The following is a 21,647-nucleotide window of genomic DNA, read 5'->3' as shown; positions in this document are numbered from 1 at the left end:
ACTCGGGCTGTGCGGAGGCCCGGCGTCGGCCGCTCAGTTGATACAACGTTGCATTTCGTTCGGATGCGGTGTTGAATCACCGCGCACCTGTCGTAGACGCAACGGAGCAGCTGATGACCTTCCTCGACCGCTTCTCGCCCGCCGGCGAACCAACGGCCACCGCCGTACCGCGCCCCGAGTACCCCCGCCCGCAGATGGCCCGCGACCGCTGGCTCAACCTCAACGGCGCCTGGCAGTTCGAGGTCGACCCGGGCGACTCCGGTCTGGAGCGCGGCCTCGTCGAGCGCCCGCTCCAGGGCGAGATCGTCGTGCCGTTCGCCCCCGAGTCGCAGCTCTCCGGCATCGAGAACACCGACTTCCTGGAGGCGGTCTGGTACCGCCGCGAGGTGACCGTCCCGGCGGAGTGGGCCGCCGTGGGTGACGACCCGCACGTCCTGCTGCACTTCGGCGCCGTGGACCACGACACCACCGTGTGGGTCGAGGGCACCGAGGTGGTGCGGCACCGCGGCGGGTTCACCCCGTTCACCGCCGACCTCCACGGCATCGCCGCCCCCGGCGACACGGTCACCGTCGTCGTGCGGGCCCGCGACACGCGGCACGGGCCGCAGGCCCGCGGCAAGCAGAGCAACCGGTACGCGAACTTCGAGTGCAACTACACCCGCACCACGGGCATCTGGCAGACGGTGTGGCTGGAGCCGGTCCCGGCCGCACACCTGCGTCGTCCGCGCATCACGCCCGACCTGGCCAGCACGGCGTTCGACGTCGTGGTGCCGCTCTCGGCGAACCGGCGCGGCCACACGGTCACGGTCACCGTCACGGACGCCGACGGCGAGGTCGCGTCCGCCACGGCGCGCGCCGACCTCGACCTGGCGCCCGCGCTGCGCGTCGTCGTCCCCGCGGACCGCGTGCGCACCTGGGGGCCGGGCGACCCCCACCTGTACGGGATCGACGTCGAGCTGCGCGACGCGGACGGCGCCCTCGTCGACTCCGTGCGCTCCTACGGCGGCCTGCGCTCCGTGTCGATCGACGGCCAGGCCGTGCGGATCAACGGCGAGGCCGTGTTCCAGCGGCTCGTGCTCGACCAGGGCTACTGGCCCGAGTCGCTCATGACCGCACCGTCGGACGCGGCGCTCGAGCGCGACATCGTGCTCGGTCTCGAGGCGGGCTTCAACGGCGCGCGGCTGCACCAGAAGGTGTTCGAGGAGCGCTACCTGTTCCACGCCGACCGGCTCGGCTACCTCGTGTGGGGCGAGTTCGGCGACTGGGGCGTCAGCGGCTACGGCACGCCCGCCGACGGTCAGCGGCCGACGACGTCGTTCGTCGCCGAGTGGATGGAGGCGCTGCAGCGCGACCACTCCCACCCGTCGATCATCGGCTGGTGCCCGCTCAACGAGACGCACCAGGACCTGCACGACCGCATGACACAGCTGGACGACGTCACCCGGGCCATGTGGCTCGCCACCAAGGTCGCCGACCCGTCGCGGCCGGTGCTGGACGCGAGCGGCTACTCGCACCGCGTCCTCGAGACCGACATCTGGGACTCGCACCTCTACGAGCAGGAGCCGGAGAAGTTCGCGGAGCTCGTGGGCGGGCTCGCCGACGGGCAGCCCTACGAGAACACGCGCGACAACGGCACCAAGATGTCGGTGCCGTACCGGGGTCAGCCGTACTTCGTCAGCGAGTACGGCGGCATCTGGTGGAACCCGGACGTCGCCGCCACCGCGTCGGGCAGCTCGCCCGACTCATGGGGCTACGGCCAGCGCGTGGCCGACGAGGAGGAGTTCCACGCCCGGTTCCGCGGGCTCACGGAGGCGCTGCTCGGCGACCCGCGCATGTTCGCCTACTGCTACACGCAGCTCACCGACGTGTTCCAGGAGGAGAACGGGATCTACCGGTTCGACCGCAGCGAGAAGCTCGACGTCGCCCGCGTGCGGGAGGTGCAGGTCCAGGTGGCTGCCGTGGAGGCGGCGGAGAACGCCGAGGCGACAGTCAGCTAGACGTGGTGGCCGGAGACGGGGTTCTTGTGGCTCTCTTTAGTCTTTTTCACCACATATCACCCAGTCCACAGGTTCGCTTGAGGGGTGCACAATAGGCCGGTGACGTACCGGTTCCTCAAGCTCATCCTCTCGCTCCTCGTGCTAGTGCTTCTGCGCCCGCGCGTCACTGGCCTGCAGAACATCCCGAAGCGCGGCGCCGTGATCCTGGCGAGCAACCACCTGTCGTTCATCGACTCGCTGCTCATCCCGATCATGGCGCCGCGCCACGTCGCCTTCCTGGCCAAGGCCGAGTACTGGACCGGCAAGGGGATCAAGGGGCGCTTCTCCCGCTGGTTCTTCACCAAGATGGGCGACATCCCGGTGCAGCGGGACGACCCGCGTGCCGGCCAGCGCTCCCTGGAGGACGCGCTCGCCGTGCTCCAGCGCGGCGGCGCGTTCGGCATCTACCCCGAGGGCACGCGCTCGCGCGACGGCAAGCTGCACAAGGGGCACACCGGCGTCGCCTGGCTGGCCCTGACCGGCAAGGCGCCCGTCGTGCCCGTGGCCCTGCTCGGGACGGACAAGGTGAAGCCCATCGGCAAGATGCCGCGGTTCGCCCGGGTCGAGCTGCACTTCGGCGTGCCCATCGACCCGTCCCGTCAGATCGCGGCGGGCACCAAGCCCGCCCAGGCCCGCCGCGAGCTGACGGAGCAGGTCATGCAGTCCATCCAGGCGATGAGCGGCCAGGAACGCGCGGACGACTGACTACAGGCGGGTGATGCGGATGGCGTCCGCGATCACGTACGCCGTGCCCTGCGTCCAGCGGCTGACGGCCACGACCTGACGAGTGCCCGCCGTCATGGCGTAGGTGCCGAGCGAGAGCCAGGCGCCGCCGCCCGACGACTGGTCCACCCGGATCGTCGACGAGCCGGTCCCGGTGTAGACGATGAACGGTGTAGTCGTGTTGTAGCCCTCGATGCCCGGGAACCACGCCTCCACCCGGTACGAACCGTTGGACGGGATGGTGGCAGAGAACGTCGCCAGGTCGCTCACCTCAGCAGGCGTCGCGTAGCGGTAGCTCGCGCCGTAGCGCTCGGCCGAGAAGGACGACGTCAGCCACGACCCACCCGCGGCGAATCCTGACGACGTGTTGTCGACGATGACCGACCAGCTGGAGCCCGCCAGGGCCGCCGCCACCTCCGACCGCAGCTGCGGCAGCATCGAGTACAGGACGTCGCCGGGACACGCCGTGGCCGTGTAGTCCCGGTGCCCGTAGATCTGCGTCGGCGCGATCCCGTACTGGTCGCAGATGTAGGCGCACAGCTCGACCAGGCGGCTCCACAGCTGGGCCGGCGGCGTGGCGCTCGTGTAGGTGCCCTGGTTCTCGATGCCGATGGCCTGGCTGTTCTGTCCCGGGGCGTGTGCGCCCACCACCGTTCCGCTGCCGCTCTGCAGCCGAGACAGCGAGCCGTGGCGACCCTCCATGACGTACCCGCCGCGGCTCACCGTGAGGTGCTGGCCGGTGTCGACCCAGCCGTTGTCGAAGTGCCACTGCTGGATGTCGCGGGCGATCTGGTAGCCGGCGGCCTGCGAGTAGTCGGTGACGTTCGCCGACGCCGTGTGGTGGATCAGGATCTTGTTCGGGTTGGTCGAGACCGTCTCGATGGTGCCCCGGGCCGCGGCCGCGCCCCAGGTGCCGCAGCCGGCGATGGTCGGAACGGCGACCTCCACCCCGGCCAGAGCACCCCGGGGAGCATCCGCCGGGGCCTCGGGATCCGGCGCGAGGGACGGCGGGACGTCCGCGGTCGGGGCTCGGCCGACGCCGGCCGGCGCCGCACCGGTGGGGGCAGCGCTAGCGGGTGCCGCGATCGTCGCGCCCGCGGCACCGATGCCGAGGACGACGGCGCTGCGCAACAGGTCGCGGCGGCCGAGCGAGGTCTGATCGGCAGAGCTGTGGTCGTGCGAGTGGTCGTGTGTGTGCACGGGTGTCCTCCACGAGCTGGTCAGGCTGGGATCCATCCAGGTCATGTGGAGTATCCGGCCCGGTGGCCACGCCTCGGTACATCACATCTGGGGTATGCCCGCGATGGGATGGGCCGCCGTCGAAGCCTCTGAAAAACCTCACCCGCTCTCCTTCTCATCGGTTTGCCCCCGCCGCCCGTACCTAGCGATGACGGACGCCGAACACGGCACCGAACAGCCAGCACGCAGGGGCGTGCAGCACAAGGGGAAGAAGAGATGTCGATCATCAGGAACGGACTCACCCGCAAGGCCCTCGCCGGCACCGCACTGGCGGCACTGCTGCTCGTCGGCGGCGCGGTCGCCGTCCCGACCGCGGCGACCGCCGCACCGGTGATCGTCACCGACGAGGTGAACGGCACCGTGTTCCGGGCCAAGGTCGAAGCCTTGGGCGACGTCCTCATCGGGAACACCAAGAAGCCCACGCAGATCGCCCCGTTCGACATCCGGTACTCCGTGGCGCTCGGCACCGAGGGCGGGATCGTGACCGACGTCAGCACGGCGCAGCTCACGCTCCAGCGGGTCGGTAGCACCAGCACGCGTCGCTACCCGGTGTCGTTCGACGACGGCCTCCGGATCTGGGGAGGCATCGAGCTCCCGCCGACCTCCGTCCCCGGAAAGTACGACGTCGGCCTGGAGGTTACCGCCACGGTGAAGCGCGGCAGCCAGGTCACCACGCACACGGTAGACGTGCCGAGGGTCAAGCAGGTGCTGCTGCGTCGCGACACCATCGTCAGGGCCGAGATCTCCAACCCGGACGACACCCACGGCGAGCCCGGCACGCTGACGGGCCAGGTCAAGCGGCTGCGGGTCCAGTACCCGACCGGCATCGGCAGCTACAACATGGCGGGCGGCGTCACCGTGCGGATCTACCACGCGACGGGCCCCTTCGACGGGGACAAGGCGACCTACGTCAAGTCCGTCAAGACGAATGGTGCCGGACAGTTCACCACCACCGTCCGCGCCAAGGCCGGCTACTGGAAGATCGTCCCGGTCGGGAACGACCAGTACGTCTGGGGCCACACGTTCGCCTCACAGGGTCCCACCTGCAGCTGCTGACCCTATTGCCGCTCACACCTCAGACCCACAGGCCACTCAGGTGGCCTGTGGGTCTGACGCGTACTGCAGGAACAGCCGAGCGCGCGACGGAGCCGTCCCGGGACCCTGGAAACCTCACCCGCTCCTGTCCTCATCGGTTCCCTCCCGCCGACCGTATTGAGCAATGACGGACGCCGAACCCGGCGCCGGACGGCCGGCACGCAGCGGCGTGCAGCACAAGGGGATGAAGAAATGTCGATCATCAGGAATGGCCTCACCCGCAAGGCCCTCGCGGGCACCACGTTGGCGGCGCTGCTGCTCGTCGGGGGCGCCGTCGCCGTCCCGACCGCAGCCACCGCCGCACCGGTCGTCATCAGCGACGAGGTGAACGGCACCGTGTTCCGGGCCAAGCTCGAGGCTTTGGGCGACGTCTTGATCGGGAACACCGAGAAGTCCACTCAGATCGCCCCGTTCGACATCAGGTACGCCGTGGCGCTCGGCACCGAGGGCGGGATCGTGACCGACGTCAGCGCCGCGCAGCTCACACTTCAGCGGGTCGGGAGCACCAGCACACGCCGCTACCCGGTGTCGTTCGACGACGGTCTCCGAATCTCGGGGGGCATCGAGCTCCCGCCGACCGCCGTCCCCGGAAAGTACGACGTCGGCCTGGAGGTCACCGCCACGGTGAAGCGAGGTAGCCAGGTCACCACGCACACGGTGGACGTGCCGAGGGTCAAGCAGGTGCTGCTGCGTCGCGACACCATCGTCTCGGCCAAGATCTCCAACCCGGAGGACACCAACTCCGAGCCCGGAACCTTTTCCGGCACGGTCAAGCGCCTGCGGGTCCACTACCCGACCGGTATCGGTAACTACCGCCTCGCAGGCGGCGTCACCGTGCGGATCTACCACACGATGAACCCCTTTGAGGGTGACGCGACGTACGTCAAGTCCGTCAAGACGAACGGTGCCGGGGAGTTCACCACCACCGTCCGCGCCAAGGCCGGCTACTGGAAGGCCGTCGCGGTCGGCAACGACCAGTACGTCTGGGAGCACGACTTCGCAGGACAGCACTCTGGCTGCGGCTGCTGATCCCCGCCCGACACGCCAGGCCCACAGGCCCACCCATGGACCTGTGGGCCCGGCGCATGCCGCGGCCCGGGTGCCGCGGCCGCGGCGTCAGGACTCGATGGTCTGCCGGCTCTCGGACGCACCCTGGCCGATCGACGTGGCACCAGAGGTGTGCGACACCTCGACCTTGCGCGGCTTCGCGTCCTCGCTGACCGGGATCGTCAGCGACAGCACGCCGTCGGCGTACGAGGCCGAGATGCTGTCGAGGGCGAGCCCGCGGCCCACCGTCAGCTGCCGTGCGAACGTCCCCGTGGGCCGCTCGCGGACCAGCCACTGGGCTTCACCGTCGGACCGCTGCGTGCGCTCGGCGCGGATCGTCAGCGTCCGGTCCTCTACCGACACGTCGATGGTGCCGGGGTCGACGCCGGGCAGGTCCATCGACAGGACGTAGTGGTCACCCGTGCGGAACAGGTCCATCGGCATGCCGCCGGACTGCCGTGCGTTGCCGGCGAACGTGCTGAACAACCGGTCCATCTCCTGGAACGGGTCCCAGTAGGTAGCCATCGCGCATCACCTCCTACAACGATGCGGCCCTGGCCCTTCCAGGGCCGCAGCGATCGACGACGGGGCTGGCCGCCGTCCGGCTACGCCTCAATTCTGGCACTCTCGCTCCGAGAGTGCCAACCCCCGGGACGCACCCGATCGCTCCTGGCGAACACGCCAGGAGGCGACCTCGGTCAGGCCGCCGCGCGGCCGATCAGCCCCGCGCGTTCGAGCAGGTCCAGAGCAGGCCGGTGCTTGTTGAAGGTGTACACGTGCACGCCGGGGGCACCGGCGTCGAGCACGTCGCGCGCGAGTGTCGTGGAGTACTCGAGGCCGCGCTCGTGCTGGGCCTCGGCGTCGACCTCGCCGCCGGGCCCCGTGAGCCGGTCGAGCTCTCGCAGCAGGTCGGCCGGCGCGGCGACGCCCGTGAGCTCCTCGACGCGGCGCAGGCGACGGGCCTCCGTGGCGGGCAGGATCCCGGCGAGGATCGGGATGGTCACGCCCGCCGAACGGGCCGACTCCACGAACCCTGTGTACGACTCGGCCCGGTAGAAGAACTGGGTGATCGCGAAGCTCGCACCCGCCTCCTGCTTCTCCAGGAGCCGCCGCACCTCCTGCTCGCGCGTGGTGCCGGCCCCGGGGTTGCCGTCCGGGAACGTCGCGACGGCGATGGTGAGCGGGCGCGCGGCGGACCGCAGGGCGGTGCTGGCGTCCGCCGCACAACGACGTTCGTCCACCTGCCGCAGCAGCCGGACCAGGTCGATGCTGGACCGCACGTCGTCGTCCGCGGGACGCCAGTCCGGCTCGTCGCGCGGCGGGTCCCCCCGCAGGGCGAGGAACGAGCGCACGCCGGCGTCGAGGAACTCGTCGATCACCTCGGACACGTCCTCGCGGGACGCACCCACACAGGTCAGGTGGGCCACGGGCAGCACGGGCGTGCCCCTGAGCAGCGTGGCGAGCACCTCGCGCGACGTCGCCCGGTCGCCGCCCGCGGCGCCGTACGTGACGGACACGAAGTCCGGGCGAGCCGCCACAAGGCGCTGCGCCGTCTCCCAGAAGTTCGGTGCGGCGTCGGGCCGACGTGGTGGCATGAGCTCGAACGACACCGTGGGGCGGTGCGGGTGTACCTCGGCGACCATGGCTGCTCCATCGAACCTGGCGTGAGCACCTTACGTCCTCACGCCACGGCCTCGAGGCAGGAAGTCGGCAGGTTGCTGCGGTGTCAGGGAGCCAGGACTCTCGACCGCTCTGGATGGGTTCGCCACCATGCTAAGCGAATGTCCACCACTGGGACAGATTTCGTCCGGCGGTCGAGACGACCTGGCTCACCGACGGCACGCGCCGAGCTCGCCTACTTCACCGACCCGGCCACCAGGCCGCCCACGAGCCGCTTCTCGATGGCCATGAACAGGATGACCACGGGCACGATCGCCACGATGGACACCCCGAACACGTAGTGCCACGACGTCTCGTACTGGCCCACGAACTTCGTCAGCGCCACGGACAGCGGCTGGTTGCCGGCCGTCGACAGCAGCACCAGCGACGCCGCGAACTCGTTCCAGGACGCGACAAACGTGAACACCACTGCCGTCACGATCCCGGGCCACACCAGTGGCAGGTTGATCTTCGTCAGGACGGTGAACGTGCCGGCGCCGTCGATCTGCGCGGCCTCGTCGACCTCCTTCGGGATGCTCGCGAAGAAGCTGTGCATGATCCAGACCGCGAACGACAGGTTGAACGCGGCATTGACCAGGATCATCGCGGCCCACGTATCGAGGATCCCGAGGGCGATGAACTGGCGGAACAGGCCCGACGTCAGCACCGCGGGCTGCACCATCTGGGTCACGATCACGAGGAACAGGAACACGAGCCGGCCGGGGAACCGGAACCGCGCCGTGTAGTACGCGGCGGGCAGCGCCACGGCGAGCACGAGCAGCGTGGCGCACAGCGAGATCACCAGGGTGGAGATCAGGTTCTGCAGCAGCGGCGTCTCGGGCGTGGCCCACATCGTGACGTAGTTCTCCCAGTGCCACTCCGTGGGGAAGTAGGTGGGGTCGACCGACCTGATCTCGGCCTTGGTCTTCACCGAGCCGAAGAACATGATCAGGTACGGCAGCATGAACACGGCCAGCACCACGAGGCCTGCGAACATGCGCAGCAGCAGGGACCCGATCGGCACCTGGTCCGCGGTGTACTTCCGCACGCGCTTCCGGTTGTCCGACGGCGGCCGGGTCGCCTTGCGCGGCGCGGTCGCCGAGGCGGTGGTCACGGTCATCAGACCTCCTCGAGGGGGCGGACGACCCGCACGTAGATGGCGACGATCCCGATGACCACAAGGAACGCGATGACGGACAGCGCGCTGGCCAGGTCGATCTGCCGCTGGTTCTGCATGTACTTGAAGATCATGGTCATGACGGTGTCGGCGTCGTAACCGGGGATGGACCCCGTCATGACGCGCAGGATCGGCAGCGAGTTGAACACGTTGATGATGTTGATCAGCACCGCCACCGACACCGCACCCCGCAGCTGCGGAAGCACCACGCTGAAGTAGGTCCGCAGCCCGCTGGCGCCGTCGATGCGCGCGGCCTCGACGGTCTCGCCGGGAACCGTCTGCAGGCCCGCCAGGATCGTGTAGGTCGTGAACGGCAGCGACACGAACACGGCCACCACTATCGCCCACGCGAACGCGGTCCCGGGGTGCCGGGTCCAGCCGTAGCCCTCCGGCGTGTCGATCAGACCGATGTCCACGAGGAACGAGTTGATGATGCCGAAGTACGGCTCCAGGCCGTAGTGCACCACCAGCGTGGTCATGACCACGCTGGCGGCCCACGGCACGATCACGGCCATGCGCACCAGGCGACGCCCGGGGAACGCCTTGTTCAGCAGCGCCGCGAGGGCGAGCGACCCGAGCAGGGTGCAGCCCACGACGACGACCACCCAGATGACGGTCCGCCCGAGGATCGGCCAGAAGTACTGGAAGCCGACCACCGTCGCGAAGTTCGCGAGGCCTACGCCCCCGTCGTCCACGCCGCTCTGACTGATGTCGCGGGTCGAGTTCCAGAACATCAGGCCTACCGGGAACAGGACCACGGCCGCAATGAGTGCGACCGCGGGCCCGATCCATGGCAGGGCCTTCAAAAGGTCCTTCACCAGGTTCCTCGTGCTTTCGGTTCAGCGCCGGGTGTCGTCGACGCGTGCTTGCTGGGAGCGGTCCACCCAGGCGTCAGCCGGCGTCGACCTGTCCCTGGATCTCGGCGAGCACGTCCTCGGCGGACTTGTCGCTGTCGAGCTGGCCGAAGTTGGCCTTGAACGCGGAGTCGGCCGTCTGCCAGTCCGGGTTGGTGCTCGGGTAGAACTGCGCGTCCGGCAGCACCTCGAGGAACGGGGCGAGCGCCTCGTCGTCGGCCAGCTGCTCGGAGCCCGACAAGGTGGTGGGCAGGAAGCCCTCGCCCTGGACCCACGGGACGTACACGTCGGCGGTGTAGAGGTAGTCGAAGAAGGCAGTGATGGCCTCCTGCTTGTCACCGTCGTTCTGGAACGCCATGAGGTGGTCGGCCACACCGAGCGTGAACGGGCTGCCGTCCTTGGTGGGGATGGGGTGGATCGAGTACTCGAGGTCCGGGTTGTCCGACTCGATCTGGCCCACGCTCGGCGGCAGACCGATCTGCATGCCGATCTTGCCCTGGACGAAGATGTCGAAGAGCGGGCTACGGTCGGTCGCACCGGCGTCGGCCTGCGTGGCACCAGCGGAGATCATCTTCTTGATGAACTCGGCGCCGGCCACGTTCTCCGGGGTGTCGATGGTGATGGCCTCGGAGTCACCGAAGGTTCCACCACCGCCCCAGAGCCAGACGGCCGCCTCTGCCTGCGCCTCCTCGGAACCGAGCGGCATGCCGTAGCCGGCCACACCGCCGCCGAGCTCGGAGACCTTCGTGGCGGACTCGAGCAGCTCGTCCCACGTGGCGGGGACCTCGGCGCCTGCCTCCTCGAGGAGGGCGTCGTTGACGAACAGCGCACGGGCCGAGGCGATCCAGGGCAGGCCGTACGCGGTGTCGCCCACCGTGGCGTTCTCCAGGAACGTGGGCTGGAAGTCGGCGTAGGTCTCGTCCGAGGTGACGTCCTCGACCGGGTACAGCAGCTCGTCCGCCGCGAAGCCGGCGAAGGGGCCGCCGTTGTAGATGTCCGGGGCCTCGCCACCCTGGATCTTGGTGGCGATCACGGACTCGAGGTTGTCCCACGACTCGACCTGCAGGTTCACGTCGATGTCCGGGTTGGTCTCCTCGAACCCGGCGATCACGTCCTCCCACAGGCCCTGGGACGCGTCGGAGTAGCTGGGGACGAGCAGGTCGAGGGTGGTCGCACCGTCTGTGCCGCCGCCCTCCGCTGACCCGCCGAACCCGCAGGCCGTCAGGCCGGTCGTCGTGGCGAGCGTGATCACGAGGATCCCGCCGAGCCTCCTGTACTGCGCCATTGCTACTCCTTGGGCTTGTCCTGCTCGTTCGTGGTGCAGGTCACGTTTTCACTTGCCCCTGAATCTGTCAAGGGTTCTAACAAACCTGTGACATACGGGTAACAGCGTGTCCCGAGGCGGCCTCCGAGGCCACCGGAGAAGCCAAAAGAAGGGCCGCAGCACGAGGCTGCGACCCTTCTCCAACACGCCGTGGGACTCGTGTCGTACGGCGTGCCTACCGCTCGGTGGCGCCGATCATCGGCAGCCCGAACGACAGGCCGACGGCAAGGATTCCGGCAACGAACAGGTAGGGCGCCGAGGGACCCTGGTCCGCGCCGCCGACAGCGATCAGCGCGAACCCGCCGAGGAAGAGCGCGAAGCACAAGATCGCGCGTACCAGCAGGGTCGCCGTGGGCTCCTGCTTCTGCCTACGGGCCACTTCGAAATCACTCATGAGCCAAATCTACCGCTCCGTCGGCCCGTCCTGACGGCTAGCTCGCGGATCGGCGCGGGGCTCGCTCGTTCCGGCGCCCGTCGTGGCCGATGACCACGGCGGCGCCGGCGCCATCGAGATCGAGGTGGGTGACATCTCCGGAAATTTCAACGGCCCGACCGACGCGCGGCGGAGCGCTCGCCCGGGGTTCCGGAGCCGCCGCCACGGCACTGTCGCGTGGCGTGTCCTGCGGTCGGAGAACGGTCCGGCTGCGGCGCCGGGTTCTGGGCCTCCCGGTAAGGCGCCGGCGATTTCGCAGGTCAGCGCGGTGGTCAGGATTCCGTGGGACACGGCCGACGACGACGCCGGCCCACCTCGTGGCATCCCGGGTCCTTCTCGGACCTCGGAGAGGGCGTTCGACGGGAGCCCTGCGCGTCGACCTCATGACCCGATGCAGGGCGTGTGCGGGGCGCCCGAACCCCCGCGGTGTTCGCTGAGCGCGAAACATGGGCGAGTTCAGGTGACACTACGATGCGTCCGTGGCAAACACGTCCCCCGCCTTCGACCAACGTCCTGCCCGTGTGCGCACGGACTGGGGCATCTCCGGCGCACTCGCCCTCACCGCCACGGATGCGCGCGCGTCGCTCGTGGTCGTCGTGGACGTGCTCTCCTTCTCCACCACCGTCACGGTCGCCTGCGAACAGGGCGCCGGGGTGTACCCGTTCCCGTACCACGATCCCGCGGGCGCGGCCAGGCTCGCGCGCACCATGCGCGCCGCCCTCGCCGGCCCCCGGTGGGAGGACGGCATCAGCATCTCCCCCGCGTCGCTCCAGGACCTTGACGCCGAACGCCTCGTCATCCCCTCGCCCAGCGCGGCGCAGATCTGCCACACCATCGCCAACCGGGGTGCCCTCATCGTCGCGGGCAGCCTGCGCAACGCGAAGGCGGTGGCGGGCCTCGCGGCCGCACACCTGGACGCGTCGGAGAAGCACGACGTCGTGCTCGTCCCCGTGGGCGAACGGTGGCCCGACGACACGCTGCGCCCCGCGCTCGAGGACTACCTCGCCGTCGGTGCCATCGCGACGCGGCTCACGACGATGCTGCCCAAGGTGAGCATCTCGCCCGAGACCGCGGCGACGATCACCCTCTGGAAGGGCACCAAGGACGTCATGGACACGGTGGGCGGGACCGCGAGCGGTCGCGAGCTGCTCGACTCCGGGTTCGCCGACGACGTCACGATCGCCACGGCGGTCGACGTCACCGATGTGGTGCCGGTGCTGATGGACGGCGCGTTCGTACCCCTCGGGCACCGGGTCGCGGCGGCTCGTAGCCGCAGGAACGTCTCAGCCGGCGCGCACTGACCCGTCCGGCCCGAGATGCCTGTGCAGGGCCGTCACGATCTGCACGTCCCCGTCCAGCCAGGGGACGTCGTCCAGCTCGGCCGCCGTCAGCCAGCGCAGCTCGTCGTGGTCCTCCAGCGGTTCGGGCGCGCCGTCCTGCAGCTGCGCGAACCAGACGCGCATGCGGTGCTTGCTGGTGATCGGCCACACCCCGCCGTCCGGCCCCGGGAGCTCGGCGCCGACGGCCACCGTCACACCGAGCTCCTCGTCGAGCTCACGGTGCAGCGCGGAGAGATGGTCCTCGCCCGGCTCCACCTTGCCACCGGGAAACTCCCAGCGACCGGCGAGCGCGACCGGCGCAGAACGACGGGCGGCGAGCAGCCGGGTGGGATGGTTCAGGTCGTCCACGATCGCTGCGGCGACCACGGTGATGAGGGGCTCCTGCATGCGGAGCAGTCTCCCACCCAAGAAGGCGTCGACGGGTCGTGCCGACCCGCCGACGGCTTCGCGGACAAAGTACGACGACGGCACCTCTGGGGAGTGGCGCCGTCGTCGGGTGTGCTGTGTGTCAGTCAGCGAGCTGGAACTCGTTCGCCTTGGCAATCGCCTCCGCACGCGAGGACACGCCGAGCTTGCGGTAGACGCTACGGACCTGCGTCTTCACCGTGTTACGGGTGACGTACAGGCGTCGAGCGATCTGCTCGAGTGTGGCGTCCTCGGTGAGGTTCGCCAGGATGACCCGCTCACGGCGGGTGAGGCTGGGCACACGGTGGTCAAGGGTCATTACGCTCATGATCGGTTTCCTCCACACAGCGGCCGGTTCTGGGGTTCCGGCCTACGGTTGCTGCTATGGGGTTAAGTGCTCTGCATGGAGTTCATGACGCGGTTCTGACGCTACTTTTCGACTGTTACCGTTCCGATACCGAAGCCGCCCCCCAGATGCGCGCAAGGGCGACCTGAGGGGCGGTTCGACGGCGGCCTCGACGGGCCGCGGAAGTCAGCTTCCGGTGTGTGCGGCGTACTCCGCGGCGGTGAGCAGCTCGCCCGCCCCGGTCACCTCGACCTTGAAGAGCCAGCCCTTGCCGTACGGGTCCTTGTTCACGATCTCGGGGTTCTCCACGGCCTCGGTGTTGACCTCGGTGATGGTGCCGCTGACCGGCGAGTACAGCTCGGACACGGACTTCGTGGACTCGATCTCGCCCACCACGGCGCCGGCCTCGACGGTGGCTCCCACCTCGGGCAGCTCCAGGTAGACGACGTCACCGAGCGCGTCGGCCGCGACGTCGGTCACGCCGATGACGGCGGGGGTGGAACCGTCGAGCCACTCGTGCTCGGTGGTGTACTTCAGGTTCTCGGGGAAGTCGGCCATGACAGCTCCTTGCGGGATCGGGGTTTCAGTTCTGAGGACGACGGTAGAACGGCATGGGCACGACCACGAACGGTTCGGCCCGCCCGCGGACGTCGACCGCGAGCTCAGTGCCCTCCGCCGACACCTCCGGCGTCACGTAGGCCATCGCGACCGGGTAGCCGAGCGTGGGCGACGGCGCCCCGGAGGTGACCTTGCCGACCACCGTTCCGGGGGTGGTGCCCTCGGCCCGCAGCACGACGTCGTAGTCGGCACGCGCCGGGCGCCTGCCCTCACCGCGGAGCCCGACGAGCACGCGGGCCGGCGCCGACTCCTTGCGTGCGGCCAGGGCGTCGCGGCCCACGAAGGGGAGCGGCGTACCGTCGTCGGACACCTTGTCGAGGCGCACCACGCGCCCCATCCCCGCCTCGAAGGGCGTGGTCGTGGTGTCGAGCTCGTGGCCGTAGAGCGGCATGCCGGCCTCCAGACGCAGCGAGTCACGCGCCGACAGGCCCGCCGGGACGAGGCCCAGCGGCTCGCCCGCCGCGAGCAGCGCGCGCCAGAGCGCGACGGCCTGGTCCGCCGGGACCCAGATCTCGAACCCGTCCTCGCCCGTGTACCCCGTGCGGCCCACGAGCACGGGCACGCCCTCGAAGCGCATGCGCATGCACGCGTAGTACTTGAGGTCGGCGAACGCGGTGCCGCCGGAGATCTCGGGGTCCTCGGCGAGGCCCGCCGTGGCGAGCATGATCTCGGCGGCCCGCGGACCCTGTACGGCGATCAGCGCCTGGCCCGCCTGGACGTCCTTGAGCGCCACGTCGAAGCCGGTGGTGCGCTCCTGCAGCTTCGCGAGGACGAGCTCCGCGTTGGACGCGTTCGCGATGACCGAGTACTCGCCGGGGGCGACGTGGTAGACGATCAGGTCGTCGAGCACGCTGCCGTCCTCGGCGCAGATCATCGAGTAGCGCGCACCCATCTCGCGGACCTTGGAGATGTACCCGACGAGCGCATGGTCGAGGAACGCGGCGGCGTCGGGACCGGTCACGTTGATGTTGCCCATGTGGGACAGGTCGAACAGACCTGCGGCCTCGCGCACTGCGCGGTGCTCGGCCAGGTCTGACGTGTACCGCAGCGGCATGAGCCAGCCGCCGAACGGCGTCATCGAGGCTCCGAGCGCTACGTGCTCGTGATGAAGCGGGGTGGTCTTGTCAGCCACGTTCACTCCTTGGTTGTCGGTCACTCGGCGTACGCCTCGACCGGCGGGCACGAGCAGACCAGGTTGCGGTCGCCCTTGGCACCGTCGATGCGGCGCACCGGCGGCCAGTACTTCCCGGCCCGCAGGCTCGCCACGGGGAACGCCGCGAGCTCGCGCGAGTACTGCTTGTCCCACACGTCGGTCATGAGCGACGCCGCGGTGTGCGGTGCCCCGCGCAGCGGCGAGTCCTCGGCGCTCCACCGGCCGGCCGCCACGGCGTCGATCTCGCCGCGGATGGCGATCATCGCGGCGATGAAGCGGTCCAGCTCCGCCAGGTCCTCCGACTCGGTGGGCTCCACCATCAGCGTGCCGGGCACCGGGAACGCCAGGGTGGGCGCGTGGAAGCCGTAGTCCATGAGCCGCTTCGAGACGTCCTCCGCGGTCACGCCGGTCTCGGCGGTGATCTTGCGCAGGTCGAGGATGCACTCGTGCGCCACCAGCCCGTTCGGGCCCGTGTACAGCACGGGGAAGTACGGGTTCAGTCGGCTCGCCACGTAGTTGGCGGTGAGGACGGCGGCCTTGGTCGCCTCGGTCAGCCCGTCCGGTCCCATGAGCGCCACGTAGGCGTACGAGATCGGGAGGATGCCCGCGGAGCCGTACCGCGTCGAGGCCACGGGGATGCCCGTCTCGCTGGTCGAGCTCGTCGAGATCCCAGGCGTCGGGTCGCCAGGAAGGAACGGCACCAGGTGCTCCGCCACGGCCACCGGCCCCACGCCCGGACCGCCGCCGCCGTGCGGGATGCAGAACGTCTTGTGCAGGTTCAGGTGCGAGACGTCGCCGCCGAACTCGCCCGGCCGGGCGAGCCCCACCAGCGCGTTGAGGTTGGCTCCGTCGATGTACACCTGGCCGCCGGCGTCGTGCACGAGGTCACAGACCTCGCGCACGTGCTCCTCGTACACGCCGTGCGTGGACGGGTAGGTGATCATGATGCCCGCCACCTGCGGGCCGTGCTGGTCCAGCTTGGCGCGCAGGTCGTCGAGCAGGATCTCGCCGTCGTCCGCCGTCGACACCACCACGACCCGCAGGCCCGCGAGCGCCGCCGAGGCGGCATTCGTGCCGTGGGCCGACGCCGGGATCAGCACGATGTCGCGACCCTCCTCGCCGCGCGACGCGTGGTAGCCCTTGATCGCGAGCAGGCCCGCGAACTCACCCTGGCTGCCCGCGTTGGGCTGGAGGGAGACGGCCGCGTAGCCGGTGATCTCGGCGAGCTGCTGCTCCAGCGCGGTGACCAGCTCCGTGTAGCCCTGGGTCTGGTCGACGGGCGCGTAGGGGTGGATGTCCGCGAAGCCGGGCCAGGAGATGGCCTCCATCTCGGCGGTGGCGTTGAGCTTCATGGTGCAGGAGCCCAGCGGGATCATCGTGCGGTCCAGCGCGAGGTCCTTGTCGGAGAGCTTGCGCAGGTACCGGAGCATCGAGGTCTCGGAGCGGTGCTGGTGGAAGATCGGGTGCTGCAGGAACGTGGTCGTCCGGGTTACCTCCGCGGGGAGGTCTGCCCCGGTGGTCGAGCCTGTCGAGACCCCACCCAGCAGCTGCGCCACGGCGGCGACGTCCTGAGCGGTCGTCGTCTCGTCGAAGCTGATCTGGAGGTGGTTCTCGTCCGGGACGAAGAGGTTGTAGCCCGCCTCGGCTGCGGCGCGCGCGAGCTCCTGGGCCTTGCCCGGGACGACCGCGCGGACCGTGTCGAAGAAGGTGTCGTGCTCGATCTCGACGCCCGCTGACCGCAGGGCCCCCGCCAGGGTGGCCGCGTGCTGATGGACGCGCTGGGCGATCGCCTTCAGGCCGTCCGGGCCGTGGTAGACCGCGTACATGCTGGCCACGATGGCCAGCAGGGCCTGGGCCGTGCAGATGTTGCTCGTGGCCTTCTCGCGGCGGATGTGCTGCTCGCGGGTGGCCAGGGCGAGGCGGTAGCCGGGGGCGCCGTCGACGTCGATCGAGACGCCGACGAGGCGGCCGGGGAGCTGGCGTTCCAGCCCCTTCTTGACCGCCATGTAGGCGGCGTGCGGGCCGCCGTAGAAGAGGGGGACGCCGAAGCGTTGCGCCGAGCCGACCGAGATGTCGGCGCCGAGCTCACCCGGGCTGACCAGGAGCGTGAGGGCGAGCAGGTCGGTCGCGACGGTCACGAGCGCGCCGGCCGCCTTGGCCTCGGCGATCACGCCGCGCGCGTCGAGCACGCGGCCCGATGCACCGGCCTGCTGCACCACGAGACCGACCAGCTGGCCCGGGGGGAGTTCCGCGGGGAGGCCTGCCTGCAAGCCCTGGGTCAGGTCCGCGACCACGACAGGGAGACCGATCGCCTCGGCGCGACCGCGGGCCACCGCGAGCGACTGCCCGAACAGGTCGGAGTCGAGGACCACGTACCCCTCCTTGGCCCGCGACGCGCGCCACATCAGGGCGACGGCCTCCGCGACGGCGCTGGCCTCGTCGAGCAGGGAGGCGTTCGCGATCTCCAGGCCGGTGAGGTCCTCGACGGCGGTCTGGAAGTTGAGGAGCGCCTCGAGCCGGCCTTGGCTGATCTCCGGCTGGTACGGCGTGTAGGCCGTGTACCAGGCGGGCGACTCGAGCACGTTGCGGCGGATGACGGCGGGCGTGTGCGTTCCGTAGAAGCCCTGGCCGATCATCTGGGTCTTCACCTGGTTCTTGCCGGCCAGCTCACGCAGGTGGGCGAGCACCTCGGGCTCCGTGCGGGCGGCCGGCAGGTTCAGCGGCACCTGGCTGCGGATCGCCTTGGGCACGGCCCGGTCGACGAGGGTGTCCATGGTGTCGATGCCCAGCTGCTCCAGCATGGTGCTGACCTCGCGGCCGCGAGGGCCGAGATGCCGGTCGGCAAAGACGTCGGGGTGGTAAGGCATGCTCACGGCGGGCTCCTGGCTGTCCGAGGGCGTGGGGACGACTGCGGTCCCTCCCCGCTCTGTCATCCGACACCCTGCCCACCCGGGGCGTGCGTCTACCTGAGAGTTTTGCCGGTCCGTCGTGCTCCGCCCGGAATGCGGGAGGAGGGCGGGACGCGCCGGCTTGCACCGTCGGTGGAGCCCCTCTGCCTGACGGCGGAGCGGCTCGCTTTCCAGAGTTGCCTCACCGTGGCGGTACGGGGGCCTGAGAGATTCCCGGGGAGGAAATTGCTCCTTCGGCGCCGGTTCTCCGGAGGCGCCCCTGCCCGACGGCGGAGGCGCCCGCCCGGCCGGACTCTCCCGTCACGGTTCTGGCGGCACGGTCCTGGTGATCGAGCTCGTCGAGGCCCGGGACCGTTGAAGATCTTCAGTTATGGGCTCATCGTAGCGGCGGGGACGACTCGTCGGGACCTACCCCAGGTCGATCTCGCGGGCCGCCGCGACCATCTCGTCCACGACCGCCCCTACCGCGGGTCCGGGCTCGTGCCGGTTCTGGCGGTGCCGCACCACCATGCGCCGCGAGCCGAGACCGGGGAGCGCCACCACGGCGACGCTGTCGGGTATCTCCTGCTGCAGGGCCAGCGCGGGCAGCATGGCGACGCCCTGGCCCGCGGCGACGAGCGAGATCGCCGTGTCGAAGTCGTTGTAGGCGTGCCGGGTCTCGAAGGCCGTGCCGAGCTGGGCGGCGAGACGACCCAGCGCGCGGTCCGCGGCCGATCCGGCCTGCGGGCCCACCCACATGAGCCCGGCGAGATCGTCTATGCGTTCCGGCGCGGGCAGGCTGGTCGGCACGACTATGCGCCAAGGTTCGTCGAGCAGCGGGACGTCATGGGCGCCGCGCGGGGCCGGGGCGTCGACGTCGACGTCGCGCTCCAGGACTATCGCGTCCAGGTCGCCGGCACGCAGGCGACGGGTCGCGTCCGGGGGGTCGTACTCCTGCACGTCCACCTCGATGTGCGGGTGGCGTTCGGCGAGCGAGACGAGCATCGGCGCGACGACCGTGCGGATGGCGGTCTGGATGGACCCCACGGACACCCGGCCCGTGAGCTCTCCGCCCAGGGCGGCGATGGCCTGGCGCGCCTGGACCATCTCTGCCTCGATGCTCTCCGCGGCATCCGCGAGCACGCGGCCGGCCGGTGTGAGAGTTACGCCACGGGGCCCACGGTCCAGCACGTCGATACCCTCCTCGGCCTCCAGGCGGGAGATCTGCTGCGAGACGGCAGAAGGCGTGACATGCAGCAGATCAGCGGCCGCGAGCACTCCGCCCGCACGGTGCACGGCGAGGAGAAAAGCGAGTCTTCGCGGGTCCGTCGGCATGTAGCAATGCTACATCCCGGAGTCACGAACGTTCGATTGTGCTGAAGGCAAATCTGGCTCATGCTTGGTCATGGCGGCGGTCGTGCTCAGCTCTCCCGGGCCCCGCGCCACACCCCCTGACGGATTCCGGCACTCCGGATCCCTCATGTTGTCGAATCGTTTCGATCCGCACGGATCCAAAGCTCCAGGAGTTCTTGCCATGACCCTCATGATGGTTGCCACCGCTCTCGGCTGGGTTGGCGCAGTTGCCGGCCTCGTGGCCTACGCCATGGTCAGCCGCGGGCGTTGGGACGCCGACTCTCTCGCGTTCCAGGGCACCAACATGCTGGCCGGCGTGACCATGCTGACGGTCGCGGCGACGAACGGCGTCTGGCCGTCCGCCGCCGCGAACATCGCCGCCATCCTGATCGGCGTGCACGCGGTGACGACCGTGCTCCGCGCGAAGAAGCGGAAGGCGCAGAGCACACCGACCCTCGCGGTCGTCGAGGACATCGCGCAGGATGACCGGGAGTCCGCGGCGCAGCCCGCCGTCAGCCACCGGGCGTACGCCGAGGCCGCCTGACGGTCCTTGTCTCCTGGAACCCTCACCGAGGTCCGGCGCCCCGCGCGCCGGGCCTCGTGACGTCTTGCGGGTGGCGCCACATGTGATGCGCTGTCGAGATGAAGCCACGAATCCGACAGGTGGTGCTCGACACCACCGACGCCCGTGCCCTCGCCGAGTTCTACCGGCAGCTGTTCGGGCTCTCGTACCGCCCCGGCGACGAGGCCCCGGCGAGCGGCGAACCGGACCCGAACGGCAAGGACTGGCTCGTCCTGCGGAACGACGACGGCGTGTCCCTCGCGTTCCAGCAGGTGGACGAGCTGCCGAGGTCGACGTGGCCGGAGTCCGACATCCCGCAGCAGCTCCACCTGGACACCACTGTGCCCGACGTCGCCACGCTCACCACGGCGCGTGATCACGCCCTCGCGCTCGGGGCCACCCTGCTCCTCGACCGGACGGACGACCCGGACGAACCGCTCTACGTCTTCGCGGACCCGATGGGCCACCCGTTCTGCGTCTTTGTCGGGTGACCGGACCGACCGCTACCCGGCCGGCGGTGCGAACGACAGGTCCACCAGGAGCGCCCGGTGATCCGAGACCCCGGTGTCCACCGCCCGGCCGACGGCTGCGGGCGGGCCGGCGTCCGCACCGCCGTCCCACAAGACGTGGTCGATCTGGAACCGGGGATCGTGGCGGGGGAAGGTGTCGTCGGTCGCGAGCGGGCGCCAGCCCGTGCGATCGGCCGGCACCGACCCGCGGAGATTGAAGTCCCCCAGCAGCACCAGCGGCCGGGGCAGCCCGGCGAGCCGACGCCGGAGGTGGTCGACCTGCCGTTCCGCGTGCAGTTCGCCGGGCGTACCGCGGCGGTACCCCGCCGTCCGCCGGACGATCCCGCCCGCCCAGGTGACCGTGGGGAACCGGTACACGCTGAGGTGGGTGCACACGACGGTGACCGGCCCCGACGGGGCGTCGATCTCGGCGGCGAGCGCCACCCTGGGCTCGTCGGTGCCGAGCTGGACCCGGCCCCACACCCACGGGGTGGCGGGCGGCAGGAGCACCGTGTGCCAGCTCCGCACGGGGTACCTGGAGAGCAGCGCGATGCCGTAGCCAGGAACGTCGGGCCGTTCCGCGCGGCGGGCCCGGCGCCGTACGCCGGGGTAGCGGAACGGTCCCGCCAGCGCCGCCCGGAACCGGTGGTCGGCCGCACCCATCGCCTCCGCACAGAGCCGCGCCTGGTCCGCGCCCCCGGACCGGGCCTGCCGCAGGTCGACCTCCTGCAGGCCGACGACGTCGGCGTCGAGCGCCGCTACCGCGTCGGCCAGTCGGTGGTTGTCGACACGGCCGTCGGGGCCGAGGCCGTGCTGGACGTTGAACGTGGCTATGCGCACGTCCCGATCTTGGGCCCAACCAGCTGGCTGCCGCTACCGCACCGCG

Annotated in this window: 21 protein-coding genes and 1 riboswitch; of the genes, 7 read left to right on the top strand and 14 right to left on the bottom strand. The window is 70.2% G+C overall.

Annotation, left to right across the window (positions count from 1 at the left end):
• Positions 1 to 113 precede the first annotated feature (113 nt).
• Both AB0I32_RS06830 and AB0I32_RS06825 read left to right on the top strand, forming a co-directional pair.
• Entirely contained in the window at positions 114 to 1,997 is a 1,884-nt protein-coding gene (locus AB0I32_RS06830; RefSeq protein ID WP_357504164.1) for a sugar-binding domain-containing protein, read from the top strand.
• 99 nt (positions 1,998 to 2,096) lie between these two features.
• Entirely contained in the window at positions 2,097 to 2,741 is a 645-nt protein-coding gene (locus AB0I32_RS06825) for a lysophospholipid acyltransferase family protein (protein WP_357448262.1), read from the top strand.
• Here the strand turns inward: AB0I32_RS06825 and AB0I32_RS06820 are convergent, their stop codons facing one another.
• A complete protein-coding gene (locus AB0I32_RS06820; protein WP_357504161.1) occupies positions 2,742 to 3,959 on the bottom strand; it encodes an N-acetylmuramoyl-L-alanine amidase in 1,218 nt (405 codons plus the stop codon).
• A gap of 255 nt (positions 3,960 to 4,214) precedes the next feature.
• Here AB0I32_RS06820 and AB0I32_RS06815 point away from each other — a divergent pair, with 255 nt between their 5' ends.
• Together AB0I32_RS06815 and AB0I32_RS06810 are read left to right on the top strand one after the other, a co-directional pair.
• The gene (locus tag AB0I32_RS06815; protein ID WP_357504159.1) at positions 4,215 to 5,054 is read left to right on the top strand and encodes a hypothetical protein; all 840 of its coding nucleotides are present in this window, start codon (positions 4,215 to 4,217) and stop codon (positions 5,052 to 5,054) included.
• A 231-nt stretch (positions 5,055 to 5,285) separates the two neighbouring features.
• On the top strand, positions 5,286 to 6,122 hold the full coding sequence (locus AB0I32_RS06810) for a hypothetical protein (protein ID WP_357504157.1): 837 nt from the start codon (positions 5,286 to 5,288) through the stop codon (positions 6,120 to 6,122).
• Positions 6,123 to 6,209: 87 nt separating this feature from the next.
• On the opposite strand, the gene AB0I32_RS06805 is transcribed toward AB0I32_RS06810, so the two are convergent.
• The 6 genes from AB0I32_RS06805 to AB0I32_RS06780 form a co-directional block, all read right to left on the bottom strand.
• Positions 6,210 to 6,665 carry an Hsp20/alpha crystallin family protein gene (locus tag AB0I32_RS06805; protein WP_357504155.1) on the bottom strand — a complete coding sequence of 152 codons (456 nt, stop codon included), beginning with the start codon at positions 6,663 to 6,665 and terminating at the stop codon, positions 6,210 to 6,212.
• 173 nt (positions 6,666 to 6,838) lie between these two features.
• Complete coding sequence (locus tag AB0I32_RS06800) at positions 6,839 to 7,783, bottom strand: methylenetetrahydrofolate reductase (protein WP_357504153.1); 945 nt, start codon at positions 7,781 to 7,783, stop codon at positions 6,839 to 6,841.
• A gap of 212 nt (positions 7,784 to 7,995) precedes the next feature.
• On the bottom strand, positions 7,996 to 8,919 hold the full coding sequence (locus AB0I32_RS06795) for a carbohydrate ABC transporter permease (protein ID WP_357504151.1): 924 nt from the start codon (positions 8,917 to 8,919) through the stop codon (positions 7,996 to 7,998).
• Positions 8,919 to 9,794, bottom strand: coding sequence for a sugar ABC transporter permease (locus AB0I32_RS06790; protein WP_357504149.1), 876 nt, complete (start codon positions 9,792 to 9,794; stop codon positions 8,919 to 8,921). Before AB0I32_RS06790 ends, AB0I32_RS06795 begins: the two co-directional genes overlap by 1 nt.
• A gap of 73 nt (positions 9,795 to 9,867) precedes the next feature.
• A complete protein-coding gene (locus tag AB0I32_RS06785; RefSeq protein ID WP_357504147.1) occupies positions 9,868 to 11,115 on the bottom strand; it encodes an extracellular solute-binding protein in 1,248 nt (415 codons plus the stop codon).
• 214 nt (positions 11,116 to 11,329) lie between these two features.
• Entirely contained in the window at positions 11,330 to 11,548 is a 219-nt protein-coding gene (locus AB0I32_RS06780; RefSeq protein WP_357504146.1) for a hypothetical protein, read from the bottom strand.
• A gap of 518 nt (positions 11,549 to 12,066) precedes the next feature.
• On the opposite strand from AB0I32_RS06780, the gene AB0I32_RS06775 reads away from it, so the two are divergent.
• Positions 12,067 to 12,888 (top strand): 2-phosphosulfolactate phosphatase, encoded by an 822-nt coding sequence (locus AB0I32_RS06775; RefSeq protein ID WP_357504144.1) that lies wholly within the window; start codon positions 12,067 to 12,069, stop codon positions 12,886 to 12,888.
• Here the strand turns inward: AB0I32_RS06775 and AB0I32_RS06770 are convergent.
• The 6 genes from AB0I32_RS06770 to AB0I32_RS06745 form a co-directional block, all read right to left on the bottom strand.
• Entirely contained in the window at positions 12,871 to 13,314 is a 444-nt protein-coding gene (locus AB0I32_RS06770; protein WP_357504142.1) for a (deoxy)nucleoside triphosphate pyrophosphohydrolase, read from the bottom strand. The genes AB0I32_RS06775 and AB0I32_RS06770 overlap by 18 nt on opposite strands.
• 121 nt (positions 13,315 to 13,435) lie before the next feature.
• On the bottom strand, positions 13,436 to 13,660 hold the full coding sequence (locus tag AB0I32_RS06765; protein WP_357448240.1) for a helix-turn-helix transcriptional regulator: 225 nt from the start codon (positions 13,658 to 13,660) through the stop codon (positions 13,436 to 13,438).
• A 204-nt stretch (positions 13,661 to 13,864) separates the two neighbouring features.
• Positions 13,865 to 14,236 (bottom strand): glycine cleavage system protein GcvH, encoded by a 372-nt coding sequence (gene gcvH, locus AB0I32_RS06760; RefSeq protein ID WP_357448238.1) that lies wholly within the window; start codon positions 14,234 to 14,236, stop codon positions 13,865 to 13,867.
• Between the two features lie 25 nt (positions 14,237 to 14,261).
• On the bottom strand, positions 14,262 to 15,428 hold the full coding sequence (gene gcvT, locus AB0I32_RS06755; protein ID WP_357504140.1) for a glycine cleavage system aminomethyltransferase GcvT: 1,167 nt from the start codon (positions 15,426 to 15,428) through the stop codon (positions 14,262 to 14,264).
• Between the two features lie 20 nt (positions 15,429 to 15,448).
• Positions 15,449 to 18,316, bottom strand: coding sequence for an aminomethyl-transferring glycine dehydrogenase (gcvP, locus tag AB0I32_RS06750; RefSeq protein ID WP_357504290.1), 2,868 nt, complete (start codon positions 18,314 to 18,316; stop codon positions 15,449 to 15,451).
• Between the two features lie 222 nt (positions 18,317 to 18,538).
• A riboswitch (glycine riboswitch) is annotated at positions 18,539 to 18,668 on the bottom strand.
• A gap of 98 nt (positions 18,669 to 18,766) precedes the next feature.
• Positions 18,767 to 19,672 carry a LysR family transcriptional regulator gene (locus tag AB0I32_RS06745; RefSeq protein ID WP_116673055.1) on the bottom strand — a complete coding sequence of 302 codons (906 nt, stop codon included), beginning with the start codon at positions 19,670 to 19,672 and terminating at the stop codon, positions 18,767 to 18,769.
• A gap of 199 nt (positions 19,673 to 19,871) precedes the next feature.
• Here AB0I32_RS06745 and AB0I32_RS06740 point away from each other — a divergent pair, with 199 nt between their 5' ends.
• Together AB0I32_RS06740 and AB0I32_RS06735 are read left to right on the top strand one after the other, a co-directional pair.
• Complete coding sequence (locus AB0I32_RS06740; protein ID WP_357504138.1) at positions 19,872 to 20,234, top strand: hypothetical protein; 363 nt, start codon at positions 19,872 to 19,874, stop codon at positions 20,232 to 20,234.
• A gap of 98 nt (positions 20,235 to 20,332) precedes the next feature.
• Positions 20,333 to 20,743 (top strand): VOC family protein, encoded by a 411-nt coding sequence (locus tag AB0I32_RS06735; protein ID WP_357504136.1) that lies wholly within the window; start codon positions 20,333 to 20,335, stop codon positions 20,741 to 20,743.
• Between the two features lie 12 nt (positions 20,744 to 20,755).
• On the opposite strand, the gene AB0I32_RS06730 is transcribed toward AB0I32_RS06735, so the two are convergent.
• Entirely contained in the window at positions 20,756 to 21,601 is an 846-nt protein-coding gene (locus AB0I32_RS06730) for an endonuclease/exonuclease/phosphatase family protein (RefSeq protein ID WP_357504133.1), read from the bottom strand.
• Positions 21,602 to 21,647: the final 46 nt, after the last annotated feature.

This window comes from Promicromonospora sp. NPDC050249 (assembly GCF_040656015.1).
GTDB lineage: Bacteria > Actinomycetota > Actinomycetes > Actinomycetales > Cellulomonadaceae > Promicromonospora.
This window is presented reverse-complemented; position numbering and strand designations above follow the sequence as displayed.

What these genes read in the sequence shown, in the direction of transcription:
- AB0I32_RS06830 (WP_357504164.1), top strand. Translation starts at nt 114, where the DNA reads ATGACCTTCCTCGACCGCTTCTCGCCCGCCGGCGAACCAACGGCCACC.
- AB0I32_RS06815 (WP_357504159.1), top strand. Translation starts at nt 4,215, where the DNA reads ATGTCGATCATCAGGAACGGACTCACCCGCAAGGCCCTCGCCGGCACC.
- AB0I32_RS06810 (WP_357504157.1), top strand. Translation starts at nt 5,286, where the DNA reads ATGTCGATCATCAGGAATGGCCTCACCCGCAAGGCCCTCGCGGGCACC.
- AB0I32_RS06805 (WP_357504155.1), bottom strand. Translation starts at nt 6,665, where the DNA reads ATGGCTACCTACTGGGACCCGTTCCAGGAGATGGACCGGTTGTTCAGC.
- AB0I32_RS06800 (WP_357504153.1), bottom strand. Translation starts at nt 7,783, where the DNA reads ATGGTCGCCGAGGTACACCCGCACCGCCCCACGGTGTCGTTCGAGCTC.
- AB0I32_RS06795 (WP_357504151.1), bottom strand. Translation starts at nt 8,919, where the DNA reads ATGACCGTGACCACCGCCTCGGCGACCGCGCCGCGCAAGGCGACCCGG.
- AB0I32_RS06785 (WP_357504147.1), bottom strand. Translation starts at nt 11,115, where the DNA reads ATGGCGCAGTACAGGAGGCTCGGCGGGATCCTCGTGATCACGCTCGCC.
- AB0I32_RS06780 (WP_357504146.1), bottom strand. Translation starts at nt 11,548, where the DNA reads ATGAGTGATTTCGAAGTGGCCCGTAGGCAGAAGCAGGAGCCCACGGCG.
- AB0I32_RS06770 (WP_357504142.1), bottom strand. Translation starts at nt 13,314, where the DNA reads ATGCAGGAGCCCCTCATCACCGTGGTCGCCGCAGCGATCGTGGACGAC.
- AB0I32_RS06765 (WP_357448240.1), bottom strand. Translation starts at nt 13,660, where the DNA reads ATGAGCGTAATGACCCTTGACCACCGTGTGCCCAGCCTCACCCGCCGT.
- gcvH (WP_357448238.1), bottom strand. Translation starts at nt 14,236, where the DNA reads ATGGCCGACTTCCCCGAGAACCTGAAGTACACCACCGAGCACGAGTGG.
- gcvP (WP_357504290.1), bottom strand. Translation starts at nt 18,316, where the DNA reads ATGCCTTACCACCCCGACGTCTTTGCCGACCGGCATCTCGGCCCTCGC.
- AB0I32_RS06745 (WP_116673055.1), bottom strand. Translation starts at nt 19,672, where the DNA reads ATGCCGACGGACCCGCGAAGACTCGCTTTTCTCCTCGCCGTGCACCGT.
- AB0I32_RS06740 (WP_357504138.1), top strand. Translation starts at nt 19,872, where the DNA reads ATGACCCTCATGATGGTTGCCACCGCTCTCGGCTGGGTTGGCGCAGTT.
- AB0I32_RS06735 (WP_357504136.1), top strand. Translation starts at nt 20,333, where the DNA reads ATGAAGCCACGAATCCGACAGGTGGTGCTCGACACCACCGACGCCCGT.